Source organism: Bradyrhizobium ivorense (assembly GCF_900696085.1).
Lineage (GTDB): Bacteria > Pseudomonadota > Alphaproteobacteria > Rhizobiales > Xanthobacteraceae > Bradyrhizobium > Bradyrhizobium ivorense.
Map to the genome: position 1 here is coordinate 521547 of NZ_CAADFC020000016.1, position 13162 is coordinate 534708.

The following is a 13162-nucleotide window of genomic DNA, read 5'->3' on the forward strand; positions in this document are numbered from 1 at the left end:
GCGTGCGCGATCCTGGCCTTGAACGCGCCATTGATGCCGCCGGCGGTGTAGCTCCGCTGGCCAGAAAGATCGGTATTGCCCAGCCCTCGGTGTCGAACTGGAACCGGGTGCCCGCGCAACGCGTCATTGCGGTCGAAAGCGCAACGGGGGTGTCGCGCAAGGTGCTTCGTCCCGATCTCTATGCCGAGTCCACCGTGACGGACGATGCAGTGGATCCGATCGATGCCGCTCGCGCGCAGGAATACGCGCTGCTCGCAGCCTTGCTGTCGTCCGCGCCGCCGGCTGCCTTGATCGAACAAATTGCGCAATTGAAGGGCGATGCAACGCCGCTTGGCCGGGCCCATGCCGCCCTTGCCGAGGCCGCGACGGTCGCGGTCGCAACCGAGATCGAGCGCGAATATTTCAATCTGTTCGTCGGCGTCGGCCGCGGCGAGCTGCTGCCTTACGCCTCCTATTACCTGACCGGCTTTCTCAACGAACGGCCGCTGTCCCGGCTGCGCGACGATCTCGCCGTGCTCGGCATCGAGCGGGCGGAAAGCAATCCCGAGCCCGAGGATCACGCGGCGACGCTCTGCGAGATCATGGCGGGCTTTGCGGCGACGCGCTTTGCGGCATCGCCGCAGGTGCAGCGCGCCTTCTTCGAGAAGCACGTATCACGCTGGATGGGACGTCTGTTCGCCGACATCGAGAAGGCGGAAAGCGCCAAATTCTACCGAGCGGTCGGAACGCTTGGACGCGTTTTTCTGGAAATAGAATCCGAGGCTTTCACGTTCGCCAACTGACCGGTGCCACCGGTCCGGGAGAGAAGCGATGAGGGACGAGAAGAAAACGACAGTCGGCCGCCGCGATTTCCTTCGCACGGTCGGCGTCGGCACAGTCGGCGCGGGAGCGACGCTGGCAACACCCTTGATCACCCCTGCGCAGGCCGACAGCGAGAATGACGCTGAGAAGCGCAAGGCGCGTTACAAGGAAACCGATCATGTGAAGGCGTACTACCGCGTCAATCGCTATCCGGGTTGAGGGGAGGCTGCCGTGCTGATCAAGAGAACACAACAGCGTTCCGAATCTGCTTCGCGTGGATCCATCGCGGCGGAGTTGTCCGGTCAAGGCGGCGGTCTCGACCGCCGCACGTTCCTGCGCCGGTCCGGGCTTGCCGGCGGCGCGCTTGCCGCGCTGGGTACGCTGCCGGTCGGCGGCGTGCAAAAGGCGAAAGCGGCAACGGCAGGTCCACTCACATCCGGAGCGACCGCTCGCAAGAGCATCTGCACGCATTGCTCGGTTGGATGCACCGTCACCGCGGAGGTGTTGAACGGGGTGTGGATCGGCCAGGAGCCGAGCTGGGATTCCCCGATCAATCGCGGGTCGCATTGCGCCAAGGGCGCTTCCGTGCGCGAGCTCGTGCACAGCGAACGCCGCCTGCGTTATCCGATGAAGCTCGTGAACGGGCAGTGGACGCGCGTCTCCTGGGACACCGCGATCAACGAGATCGGCGACAAGCTGCTCGAGATTCGCGAGAAGTCGGGCGCCGATTCGGTCTATTGGCTCGGCTCGGCCAAGATGACCAATGAAGGCGCCTATCTGTTCCGCAAGCTCGGCGCATTCTGGGGCACCAACAACACCGACCACCAGGCGCGGATTTGCCATTCAACGACCGTCACCGGCGTAGCCAATACCTGGGGCTACGGCGCGATGACCAACAGCTTCAACGACATCCGCAACGCGAAGACCCAGGTCGTCATGGGCGGCAACCCCGCCGAGGCGCATCCGGTGTCGCTCCAGCATCTGCTCGAAGGCAAGGAGCTGCAAAAGGCCAACTTTATCGTCATCGACCCGCGCCTGACGCGAACCGCCGCGCATGCGACCGAATATGTGCGGATGCGGCCGGGCACCGATATCCCGGTGCTCTACGGCATGATGTGGCACATCCTCCAGAACGGATGGGAAGACAAGGAGTTCATCAGGCAGCGCGTCTACGGGTTCGACGATCTCCGGAAGGAAGTCGAGAAGTGGAATCCGGAAGAGGTCGAGCGGGTCAGCGGCGTTCCCGGCGAACAGCTCAAGCGCGTTGCCAAGATGTTTGCCACGGAAAGGCCGTCGACGCTGATCTGGGCCATGGGCCAGACCCAGAAGACCGTCGGCACCGCCAATGTGCGGGCGAGCTGCATCCTGCTCCTGTTGACCGGAAACGTCGGCGGGCCGGGTATGGGCGCCAACATCTTCCGTGGCCATGACAACGTGCAGGGTGCGACTGACGTCGGGCTCGATATCGTCACGCTGCCCTTCTATTATGGCCTCGCCGAAGGCGCCTGGAAGCATTGGTCGCGGGTCTGGGAGGTCGACTACGATTTCTTGAAGTCGCGCTTCGACTCCAAGCAGGTCATGGAAGCGCCCGGCATCCCGCTCACCCGCTGGTTCGAGGCGGCGACGCTGCCAAAGGACCAGGTCGCGCAGAAGGACAATGTGCGGGCGGTCATCGTGCAGGGACACGCCAGCAACAGCATCACGCGCGTTCCCGAGTCGCTCAATGGCCTGAAGGCGCTCGAGCTGCTGGTGGTCGCCGATCCTCATCCGACCACCTGGGCTTCGCTCGCCGTGGAGGCGGGACGCCGCGACAACCTCTATCTCCTGCCGATCGCCACGCAGTTCGAATGCAAGGGCTCGCGCGTCGCCTCGAACCGTTCGCTGCAATGGGGCGAGCAGATCGTCAAGCCGGTGTTCGAATCGAAGGATGACCTCGAGCTCATTTACCTGCTGGCGAAGCGGCTCGGCTTCGCGGACAGGATGTTCAAGAACATCAAGGTCGAGAACAGCCTTCCGGAGGCCGAGGATACCCTGCGCGAAATGAACCGCGGCAGCTGGTCGACGGGTTACTGCGGCCAGTCGCCCGAGCGGCTCAAGGCGCACATGAAGAACCAGGCCAAGTTCGACTTCCTGACGATGCGGGCGCCCAAGGACGATCCCGAGATCGGCGGCGACTATTACGGCCTGCCCTGGCCGTGCTGGGGCTCGCCGGAAGTCAGGCATCCAGGCACGCCGCTGCTCTACAACACCAATCTGGCCGTGATGGATGGCGGCGGCACGTTCCGGCCGCGCTTCGGGATCGAGCGCGAGGAGAAGCTTCCCGACGGCACGACGCGGAAAGTGAGCCTGCTGGCGGACGGATCCTATTCCAAGGATTCGGAGATCAAGGACGGCTATCCGGAATTCACGCTGGCGAGCCTGAAGAAGCTCGGCTGGGACAAGGACCTTACCGAGACCGAAATGGCGACCATCAACAAGGTCAACCCCGCCACGCCCGATGCGGTGTCATGGTCGCTCGACCTGTCCGGCGGCATCCAGCGCGTCGCGCTGATGCACGGCTGCGTGCCCTACGGCAACGGCAAGGCACGCATGAACGCGTTCGGCCTGCCGGATCCGATTCCGGTGCATCGCGAGCCGATCTACACGCCGCGCGTCGATCTCGTCGCGAAATATCCGACGCTGCCCGACGCCAAGCAGTTCCGGGTGCCCAACATCGGCTTCTCCGTGCAGAAGGCGGCGGTGGAGAAGGGGATCGCCAAGCAATTCCCGCTCATCCTGTCCTCGGGGCGGCTCGTCGAGTACGAGGGCGGCGGCGAGGAGACGCGCACCAATCCCTGGCTCGCCGAGCTCCAGCAGGACATGTTCATCGAGATCAGCCCGGCCGATGCCGCCGACCGCGGCATCAAGGACGGCGGCTGGGTCTGGGTCACCGGCGCCGAAAACAATTCGCGCGCCAGGATGAAGGCGCTGGTGACCGAGCGGGTCGGCAAGGGCGTCGCCTGGATGCCCTTCCATTTCGGCGGCTGGCTCGGCGGCAAGGATCTTCGCGGCAACTATCCGAAAGGCACCGATCCGATCGTGCTCGGCGAAAGCGCCAACACGATCACCACCTACGGATACGATCCCGCGACCGGCATGCAGGAGCCGAAAGTCACGCTCTGCCAGATTGCGGCAGCATAGGGAGCAACGACCATGGCACGTATGAAATTCCTCTGCGACGCCGACCGTTGCATCGAGTGCAATGCCTGCGTCACCGCCTGCAAGAACGAGCACGAGGTGCCGTGGGGCATCAACCGGCGCCGCGTCGTCACCATCGAGGACGGCAAGCCGGGCGAGCGCTCGATCTCGATGGCGTGCATGCACTGTACCGACGCGCCCTGCTCGGCGGTCTGCCCCGTGAACTGCTTCTACACCACCGCCGACGGCGTCGTGCTTCACTCCAAGGATCTGTGCATCGGCTGCGGCTACTGCTTCTACGCCTGTCCGTTCGGCGCGCCGCAATATCCGAAGGTCGGCAATTTCGGCTCGCGCGGCAAGATGGACAAATGCACGTTCTGCGCCGGCGGCCCCGAGGCCGACGGCAGCAAGGAGGAATACGAGAAATACGGCGCGAACCGTCTCGCCGAGGGCAAGCTGCCGCTCTGCGCCGAGATGTGCTCGACCAAGTCGCTGCTGGCGGGCGACGGTGAGGTCATCGCCAAGATTTACAAGGAGCGCGTGATGAAGCGCGGCTACGGCTCCGGCGCCTGGGGCTGGAAGACCGCCTATCGCGAGACGATCGAGTCCTGACGATGACATCGTCTGCTGCCGCTCAAGATCGGGAGGACCTTATGACGCGTTTGGCACGATTCGTCCGCCTTGCGATCGGCGCAAGCGCGCTTCTGTTGCTGGTCACGGCGGCCGCGCCGTCGATGGCCCAGCAGGTCAATCCGACCGCGAGCGCCGTGAAGGAGCAGCAGCTGCTGCAGGAGCTGAACCGGATCCAGGGACGCGTCAGCATTCCCGATCAGCGCTCGGGTGTGCTGGAACAGCCGGCTGGCCGTGAATGGCGCAAGTTCCGCAATGTGACGCTGCGCTGGATTGGCGGCATTGCCATCGTCGGCATGCTCGCGCTGTTGATCATCTTCTATCTCAGCCGCGGCATGGTCCGGCTGCAGAGTGGTCGTTCCGGCCGGACCATCGTGCGCTTTACGTCATACGAGCGCTTCGTGCATTGGATGACCGCGACCTGCTTCATCGTGCTGGCGATCTCCGGATTGAACGTCACGTTCGGCCGGCCGCTGCTGCTGCCGCTGATCGGCCACGAGGCGTTTTCCGCATGGTCGCAGTGGGCGAAGTATGCCCACAACTATCTGAGCTTCCCGTTCACCATCGGCGTGCTGCTGATCTTCGTGATGTGGATCGCCGGCAACATCCCGAACCGGGTGGATGTCGATTGGCTGAAGCGCGGCGGCGGGATCGTGGGCCACGATCACCCGCCGGCCTATCGCTTTAACGCCGGCCAGAAGGCGGTGTACTGGATCGTGGTCGTCGGCGGTCTGTTGGTCTCGGCCACCGGATATGAGCTGATGTTTCCTTTCTATCTGTCCGGTATCGAGGGGATGCAGATTGCGCAGATGGTCCACGCCATCGTCGCGGTGCTTTTCGTGGGGGTCATGCTGGCGCACATCTATATCGGCACGATCGGCATGGAAGGGGCCTTCGAAGCGATGGGGAGCGGCACCGTCGATGTCAACTGGGCCCGGGAGCACCACAGCCTGTGGCTGGATGAGGAGAATGCGCGCACCGACGGTGCGCGACCGCAGCCCTCCGTTACCGCGGCGGAGTAGGACCCGCGCGACCCATCGCGTGCAGGCGCTTGCTCAGAGCCGCACGCCGGTCGTCGCGAACGCTTGCTGGGCCGAATCCTGGACCTGATTAAGGACGACAAAGCCGGCCGCCGCGAGCACGATCGCGGCTGTACAGGCGAGTAAGAACGCTTTCATGGCCTCGCTCCCAGAGATGGCGCGTAGTCTATATGAGAGAGCGATCTGCGGACAACAAATTCAGCGTAAGCCCAAGGCCCGCTGCCTTCGACGGTTGCCAATTGTCTTCGGATGGGAGCAAGCGCTCCAAGAAGAGCGCGACGTTCGCGCGATCTGTCTTCAAAAGTGCAGGTGTCGAGTCCCGCTCAACTCAAGCAACAGCCCCTCCCGGGTTCGCGACGCCCGGATCAGGTCGCTTTCACAGTTGGAGCATCTCACGCGGGCCTCCTGCGAATCTCCCACCAGCGCCAGCGCGCCGAGGCCGAATGCGGAGCCGCATTCCCTGCACCGGATCTTGGCCAGCGTGATGTCGAAGGTGAAGATCTCCTGGAGGAGTTGCGTGGCGGGATCACCGTCGAGCATGAGGTCGGCGACGTTGCTGGCCATGGTGTCACCCTCCTGATGGTCCGAAGCGTTCGGTCTTGATGCTGAGAGGATTGAAGTCGAGATCGACGAGGAGACTGGAAACGTTCTCGACGAAGGCCGTGGGACCACAGATGTAGAACATCGGATTCTGGGCCGGCGGAAAGCAGTGGTCGGCAAGCAGGGTCTTGTCGATCCGCCCCCGATGGCCCGTCCAATGGTCGGGTTGCTGGCGCGTCAGCGCATAGATCAGCCGGAAGTCATTGTCGCGACGGGCAGTCGCATCGAGCTCCTCCCGGTAGACGACGTCTGCCAGGCTCCTCGCCGAATAGAGCAGCAATGCCGGGATGCCGCCCGGAGACCTCTCGCGATGGCGCAGCATGGCCATCAGCGGCGTGATGCCGGTCCCGCCCGCGATCAGGCAAATCGGACCGCCAAGGCCCCGCGTCCAGACAAAATGGCCGCCAATCGGGCCGCGAAACTCGAGCGGATCGCCGACGCGAAGTTCGTCGAGCAGATAAGGAGAGACCTCACCGTCGTCGACCCGCTCCACCGTCAAGGTCAGCAGCTTGTCTTCCGGGGCGGAGGCAATGGAGTAGCTGCGCTCGGCCTGGTAGCCGTCATCCGCGGTCAATCGTATGTCGACATGCTGGCCGGGTCGGTGGCCGGCCCAATGCGCCGGCTGCAAGACAAGACTCTTCACCCGGCTCGTTTCCGTCACGACGGCTTCGACCTGGGCGACCTGCCACGCGATCTTGTTCGGCGCCGGAGGCGCTTCAGTCGCCGTCATATCGCTGCTCCCTCCAGGGATCACCATGGATGTGATATCCGCGCGCCTCCCTGAAGCCGGGTTCGGCTTCCGGCATGAAGCGAATCCTGCGCAGCCACTTCGCGCTCTTCCAGAAGTAGAGATGCGGCACCAGCAGGCGGGCCGGTCCGCCATGGGCGGGGGCGAGCGGCACGCCGTCGAAACGCGTTGCGATCATGGCCTTGCCCGCGATCAAATCCTCGACGGGAACGCTCGTCGTGTAGCCGCCGTCGCAATGCGCCATCACAAAGGCCTGCGGCGGCTTTTCAAGCCCGGCCGATTTCAGGAGATCGTCGAACGAGACGCCCTGCCAGGTCGTATCCAGCTTGGTCCATTTGGTGACGCAATGAATGTCGGTGTTGAGCGTGGTTTGCGGCAGCGCCTCGAATTCGTCCCACGTCCACGCCCGCACCAGCGATCCGCCAAGCTGAAGCGCGAGCTTCCAGTCGGCAACCCGGATGTCCGGCGTAGGTCCTGCCGACAGAATCGGAAAATCGGTCGTGCGATATTGTCCGGGGGGCAGGCGGCCCTGCTCGGAAGTTTGTCGCTTCGATTTGAAGCCGCGAGAAACGGGGACTTCAGCCATGGATTGGTGCCTTTGTTCGCGTGCGGCCTTGCGTGACAGTTTGGCGGGCACTGTCTTGCCTGACATGCGACCCGGCCGATGAATTGTCGATGGGGCTGACGCCGAATGCGTCAAGACTGCGAAAGACAAAGCAATCGCGAACGCGCGGGACGCAGATCGATCCACTATCTGAAGTTTTCCCAGCATGACCTTGTTGATCCGGACGCGCGTTCGGGGGCGGCTGCCGGGGAGACGGAATGATTAGCAAGGCGATTGATCCCGCGGGGCTCGCCGACCTCTCCGCGATGGCGGGCCTTTCCGTGAAAGACGCCAACAAGGCCAAGGTGGCGGCGCTGTTGGTCGCGATGCGGAGCGGGGTGATGCGGCGAGCCGAGCTGCTGCCGGTGGAGTCGCCGCCGGCGCTCGTGTTCGATGCACGGTAGAGCGGGGGTGCAGATGGGCGATCTTCTCACCCTGGACGTGACAGGCGCGGCGAAGGCGATACTCTCGGGGTCGCTCTCGCCGATCGATCTGACCGAACACATGCTGGAACGCATCCTGCTGATCGATCCGCAGCTCAAGGCCTATGTCGAGGTGCTGTCGGACGAAGCGCGCGCGGCCGCAAGGCAGGCGGACGTCGAGATCAGGAGCGGACGATATCGTGGACCGCTGCACGGTGTCCCGGTCGCCATCAAGGAACTGTACGATGTCAGGGGCGTGCGAACGCGGTCCGGCTCGAAGGTGCGGGACGATTACGCCGCGGATGCCGATGCTGCGGTGGTCGAAAAGCTCAGGGAGGCCGGCGCGGTCATCCTGGGCACCACCACGACCTACGAATTCGCCTTCGGCTTCGACTCTCCACCGACGCGCAACGCCTGGAGCATCGATCACATTCCCTCGGGATCGACCGGCGGTGCCGCGGCGGCGGTCGCAGCCGGAATGTGCCTGGCCGGAATAGGCAGCGACAGCGGCGGTTCGATCCGCACGCCGGCGGCGGCCAACGGGATCGCGGGCATCAAGCCGACCTACGGACGCGTCAGCAAGCGCGGTATCACGGTCGTCAGCTGGTCACTCGACCATCCGGCGCCGATGGGGAAATGCGTTCGCGACCTCGCAATCCTGCTCAAGATCATGAGCGGCGTCGACTCACACGACCCGAGCACGAAAGACGTGCCGGTACCCGACTACACGAAAGCGCTTGACGGCGATGTCAGAGGTGTCCGCATCGGACTGCCCACCAATTATTTCTTTGACGACATCCAGCCCGCGGTGGCCAACGCACTGAATGCCGCGGTGAAGCGGCTGGATAAGCTCGGCGCTATCATCGTTCCGATCGCCGTTCCGGGTATTGACGGGATTGTCGACGCATGGCTGCCGATCGCCCTGGCGGAGGCGGCCGTCTATCATCAGCAGAGCTTGCGTGGCAAAGCCGACCTGTATGGCGAAGACGTCCGGATGCTGCTCGAGGCGGGCGAGCTGACGCTCGCCACGACCTACATCAACGCGCAGCGCGTGCGCTTCGCCTGGATAGCGGCGCTACGGGAAACCATGCAGGCGATCGATGTGATCATCACGCCGACGCTGCCGAATACCGCGATGAAGGTCGGCGAAACCATCAGCAAGATCAGCTCGCGGCACGAAACCGTGTTCGAGGTCTCGGCCAGATTCTGCGCGCCGTTCAACATGGCAGGTCTTCCCGCGGCCTCGATTCCGTGCGGGTTCGCGCCGGATGGCCTTCCGATCGGCCTTCAGATTGTTGGCAAGCCGTTCGACGAGGCGATGGTTCTTCGCGTAGGTCACGCGTTCGAGAACGACACGGACTATCACCTGAAGCGGCCGTCGCTTCGCGGGCTGATCGGCTGAATGCGGCAAAGCCGCGGCCTCGATCGCAAACATCCGAATGCGTCAAGATTGAAAAAGCCAAAGCAATCGCCGACACGCGTGGCCTGCATCAGCTCGCTATCTAAGCACCGTCCAGGTCGAACGAGAATGCATCGGTCGCTGACGTTGTGGCGTACGGCCGAAACAGCAGGAGAAAAGCGATGCGTATGGGAACCCAGGCGGTAGCAGCCGTCATTGCAGGTAGTGCGGTTGCAACGATCCTGTTCTTTGGTTCGCTCAAGGATGGGAATGCGCAGACGCAGGCGAGGGCGCGTTACCTACCGGAATACACCGCCGATGGACAGCTGCTCCTGCCGAAGAACTTCCACGAATGGGTTTACGTCGGGTCTCCCCTGACGCCGAATGCCCTCAACGGCGGCCAGGCCGGCTTCCCTGAATTTCACAACGTGTACATCGAGCCGGGCTCCTACGAGATCTACAAGAAGACCGGCGAGTTTCCCGAAGGGACGATCTTCTTCAAGGAGCTTCAGCTCACGCTGCCGCAGGAGAACCCGGACGGTTCGCGGACCGAGGCGTCGGGGCGGGGGTATTTCCCCGGCAAATGGAACGGCGCGGACGTCACCGTGAAGGACTCCAAGCGCTTCGCCGACACCAACGGCTGGGGATACTTCAACTTCAATCACCATGAACCCAAGGCAGCGATGGCCAAGGTCAAGGCGAAGGACGAGTGCGCCTATTGCCATATCGCGAATGCCAAGAAGGACGAGGTGTGGACCCAGTTCTATCCGCTGCTCGACAACAAGGATGCGCGATAACGGCGTAATCGGCGGAGGTGGCAACATGCGAACCATCCAGGCCGCAGGCGTCGCTATCGTGATGTTCGTCGCAATCGCGGCGGTGGCCAAACACACATCGGTGGGCGCGAGTGCGCAGGCCGCCATCTCGGGCAGCAGGCCGGCGGTGGACTCCGAGGGCCATCTGCATGTGCCCGAAGACTATCGACAGACCTATCAGTTTCTCGGCAGTTGGGCGATCGCGGCCGACGACGGCCGAGGCTCCAAGGAGATTCACGTCGTCTATGCGTCGCCGGGAACGATCGATGCCTTTCAGAAGGACCAGCGCTTTCCGGATGGTGCGGTGCTCGTCAAGGAAGTGTTCAAGACCGCGACCGGTGAATTGACGACCGGCACCGTCAGCCACGCCGACGCATTGAAAGGCTGGTTCGTCATGGTGAAGGACGCCACCAACCGATATCCGGGCAATGCGCTGTGGGGCGACGGCTGGGGATGGTCGTGGTTCAACGCAGCGGATCCCTCGAAGACAACCACGATCAACTACAAGGCCGAATGTCGAACATGCCACGTGCCCGCGCGAGCATCTGACTGGGTCTATCTCGATGGATATCCGTCATTGAAACGCTGACGGCGTTGCTGAGCGTTGCGAGTCTACCAACCATAATCAGGCAAAGGAGTAATGAGATGGCCACAGAGTCAATGACGATGAAGGACAGGCCCATGGCGAAGGGCAAGCCCGGACACCTCTACATGCAGACCAACGAGGTCAAGAATACCATCGTCCGCTATGAGCGGAGAGCGGATGGCTCGCTTGTCGAGCTCGAGCGCATCGCCACCGGCGGCGCAGGCTCGGGCGTCTACAAGCCGATCAGCGGCCAGGAAAGTGCACCCAATGCCTTCGAGGGCGCGGCAAGCATCATTCTCTCGCCGGACCGACGCTTCCTGTTCACGACCAATGGTGGCGACAACTCCGTCTCGAGCTTCCGGGTCAGCGAGGACGGCCGGCTGACATTGCTGGACGTGCAGTCCACCGGCAATCCCGTGGAAGGCAAGAGCGGCACCGCCAAATCGCTTGCTTTTGCGCCGTCCTCACGAACGCTGTTCGTGCTGCACTCGTTCGGCCCCGATCACCTTCGGATGATGACGGTCGACGCCGAGGGCAAGCTCAAGCTGCGGCCGGACCGTCACACCGTCAATACCTACAGCAAGCGGAATCGCGTCTCCACCATGGTCGTGGTCGCGCCCAACGAGGAGCTCGTTCTGGTCGGCACCACGTTCGACGAGCCGATCGCGCACACCGGCTTCTATCCGGATGGCTCACCGATGCTCTGGGTCCAGCGGGCCGGCGGCGCGATGCACTCGATCGCGTCGAACGCGCCGGATCCCGACGGCCTCGCCGCGTTTCCCTTGCACAAGGATGGCTCGCTCGGTACCGCCAGGTTCTATGACGCGAAGGGCGGCTCTCCCTTCTATCTCGCCTTCCTGAACAAGCGGCCGGATACCTTCATCATCGGATACGCCGTTGGCGACGGCTGCTCGGTCTGCACCATCGGGAAAGACGGAACGCTCAACATCGGCGATCTCGTGAAGATCGACACCAGCGCGGGCGTGCCGACCGAGCTGTGCTGGCTGGCGGTCTCGCCCGATGACCGGACGGTATATGCGACCAACTTCGGCTACAGCAACATCTGCAGCTATCACATCAATGGCGGTGGACTGGAAATCGCGCGCGATCCGGCATGCCCGAAGGTTCCGGGAGACGGCACGGCGCGCGGGCTGAATGGAACGGTGACCAGCGGCCCGAGCGACAGCTGGATCTCGACCGATGGCGCGTTCCTCTATCAGATCTACGGCAACGCCTCGAAGCTGGTGGGTTATGCCACCCAGCCCGACGGTTCGCTGATGGAGGTCACCAGCGTCACGATCCCCTACAACAGCCCGCAGGGACTTGCCGGCTTCTGATCGGCCCTCGAAGCGAGGTTGGGCGTCTCCACAAGGAGCGCCCAACCTCATGCGTGGCGACCGCAACTGCAACCCCGGTTTGATTCAGTCGTTCAATGTACGAGCTCGCTCACGGAGAGCCACGAGAGTTGCCCGGAAGCAGCACGGGACAGGCTAGTGCTCGCGATATCGATCTCGAGCGCGCGGTCGGCGCCAGTCGTGTCGTGTTTGCGGGCGATGCAAGCGGTACGAGGATTGTCGATACCTATCAGAAATTTCCGATCGCGCTGGCGTTTCCTGGCGTCGACGGCCGACGATCCTTGGAAGCGGTCGTCATCAACTGCTCGGGCGGGATCGCCGGCGGCGACCGTCTGGACGTCGACGTGGTCGCCCGGGGCGCGGCGTCCGTCGCCGTCACGACGCAGGCCGCGGAGAAGGTCTACCGGGCCCTCGATCGCCCGGCGCAAATCACGACGCGGCTCTCAGCTCACGAGACTGCCAGGCTGGCGTGGCTTCCGCAGGAGACGATCATCTTCGACCGGGCGCGCGTCAAACGGCGCACCGAGCTCGACCTTCGCTCCGGTGTGGAGGTGATCGCCCTCGAGTGGCTGGTTCTCGGTCGCATTGACAGCGGCGAGGAGGTGCGGGGTGGCTACGTTCTCGATAGCTGGCGCGTCAAGCTCGACGGCCGTCTGCTCTGGGCGGATGCCTTCCTCATATCCGACGACACGTTCGCGCATTTGCACAGGGACGCGCTGCTCTCGAACTGGAGAGCCGTCGGCACCCTGATCTATTTCGGGCCGAGTCTGGCCAGGCGACTGGACGTCTTGCGCGAGATCGCGAGCTCGCTCGGCTGCAAATGTGCCGCCACCATAGTCGGCGCCATCATCATCGTGCGCCTGGCCGCGATCGCCGGCGCCGACCTGAAGCGCGAGCTGCGCAGCCTGCTCGATCAATTCAGCCGCGAACTCGGCACCGGCCCCTTTGCGGTTCCGAAGATGTGGTCGTGCTAGTGCGCTTCAGC

Annotated in this window: 15 protein-coding genes; 11 read left to right on the top strand and 4 right to left on the bottom strand. The window is 63.6% G+C overall.

The window, feature by feature from the left end; translation table 11 throughout:
- The first annotated feature begins 2 nt into the window (after positions 1 to 2).
- The 5 genes from CI41S_RS22330 to CI41S_RS22350 are packed head-to-tail and all read left to right on the top strand — an operon-like array spanning position 3 to position 5630.
- Entirely contained in the window at positions 3 to 782 is a 780-nt protein-coding gene (locus CI41S_RS22330; RefSeq protein ID WP_139861603.1) for a molecular chaperone TorD family protein, read from the top strand.
- A 28-nt stretch (positions 783 to 810) separates the two neighbouring features.
- Entirely contained in the window at positions 811 to 1020 is a 210-nt protein-coding gene (locus tag CI41S_RS22335) for a twin-arginine translocation signal domain-containing protein (protein ID WP_139861604.1), read from the top strand.
- 12 nt (positions 1021 to 1032) lie between these two features.
- A complete protein-coding gene (locus tag CI41S_RS22340) occupies positions 1033 to 3981 on the top strand; it encodes a formate dehydrogenase subunit alpha (protein WP_139861605.1) in 2949 nt (982 codons plus the stop codon).
- Between the two features lie 12 nt (positions 3982 to 3993).
- Complete coding sequence (fdh3B, locus tag CI41S_RS22345) at positions 3994 to 4590, top strand: formate dehydrogenase FDH3 subunit beta (protein ID WP_139479844.1); 597 nt, start codon at positions 3994 to 3996, stop codon at positions 4588 to 4590.
- Positions 4591 to 4631: 41 nt separating this feature from the next.
- Entirely contained in the window at positions 4632 to 5630 is a 999-nt protein-coding gene (locus CI41S_RS22350; RefSeq protein ID WP_139861606.1) for a formate dehydrogenase subunit gamma, read from the top strand.
- A 33-nt stretch (positions 5631 to 5663) separates the two neighbouring features.
- On the opposite strand, the gene CI41S_RS45025 is transcribed toward CI41S_RS22350, so the two are convergent.
- From CI41S_RS45025 to CI41S_RS22365, 4 genes are all read right to left on the bottom strand, one after another.
- Complete coding sequence (locus CI41S_RS45025) at positions 5664 to 5786, bottom strand: hypothetical protein (RefSeq protein ID WP_283813129.1); 123 nt, start codon at positions 5784 to 5786, stop codon at positions 5664 to 5666.
- Between the two features lie 159 nt (positions 5787 to 5945).
- On the bottom strand, positions 5946 to 6212 hold the full coding sequence (locus CI41S_RS22355) for a DUF6510 family protein (protein ID WP_139861607.1): 267 nt from the start codon (positions 6210 to 6212) through the stop codon (positions 5946 to 5948).
- Between the two features lie 4 nt (positions 6213 to 6216).
- Positions 6217 to 6978, bottom strand: coding sequence for a ferredoxin reductase (locus tag CI41S_RS22360; RefSeq protein ID WP_139861608.1), 762 nt, complete (start codon positions 6976 to 6978; stop codon positions 6217 to 6219).
- On the bottom strand, positions 6965 to 7582 hold the full coding sequence (locus CI41S_RS22365; RefSeq protein WP_139861609.1) for a sulfite oxidase-like oxidoreductase: 618 nt from the start codon (positions 7580 to 7582) through the stop codon (positions 6965 to 6967). The genes CI41S_RS22360 and CI41S_RS22365 overlap by 14 nt, the downstream gene beginning before the upstream one ends.
- Positions 7583 to 7818: 236 nt before the next feature.
- Between CI41S_RS22365 and CI41S_RS22370 the strand changes: the two genes are divergently transcribed.
- The 6 genes from CI41S_RS22370 (at position 7819) to CI41S_RS22395 (ending at position 13151) form a co-directional block, all read left to right on the top strand.
- A complete protein-coding gene (locus tag CI41S_RS22370) occupies positions 7819 to 8004 on the top strand; it encodes a hypothetical protein (RefSeq protein WP_139479840.1) in 186 nt (61 codons plus the stop codon).
- Positions 8005 to 8017: 13 nt separating this feature from the next.
- Positions 8018 to 9424, top strand: coding sequence for an amidase (locus CI41S_RS22375; protein WP_172628139.1), 1407 nt, complete (start codon positions 8018 to 8020; stop codon positions 9422 to 9424).
- 179 nt (positions 9425 to 9603) lie between these two features.
- Positions 9604 to 10218: a cytochrome P460 family protein gene (locus tag CI41S_RS22380; protein ID WP_139861611.1), complete on the top strand. Its 615-nt coding sequence runs from the start codon at positions 9604 to 9606 to the stop codon at positions 10216 to 10218.
- A 25-nt stretch (positions 10219 to 10243) separates the two neighbouring features.
- The gene (locus CI41S_RS22385) at positions 10244 to 10825 is read left to right on the top strand and encodes a cytochrome P460 family protein (protein ID WP_139861612.1); all 582 of its coding nucleotides are present in this window, start codon (positions 10244 to 10246) and stop codon (positions 10823 to 10825) included.
- A 56-nt stretch (positions 10826 to 10881) separates the two neighbouring features.
- Positions 10882 to 12159, top strand: a complete 1278-nt coding sequence (locus CI41S_RS22390) for a lactonase family protein (RefSeq protein ID WP_139861613.1) — start codon at positions 10882 to 10884, stop codon at positions 12157 to 12159.
- 95 nt (positions 12160 to 12254) lie between these two features.
- Complete coding sequence (locus tag CI41S_RS22395) at positions 12255 to 13151, top strand: urease accessory protein UreD (RefSeq protein WP_139861614.1); 897 nt, start codon at positions 12255 to 12257, stop codon at positions 13149 to 13151.
- Positions 13152 to 13162: the final 11 nt, after the last annotated feature.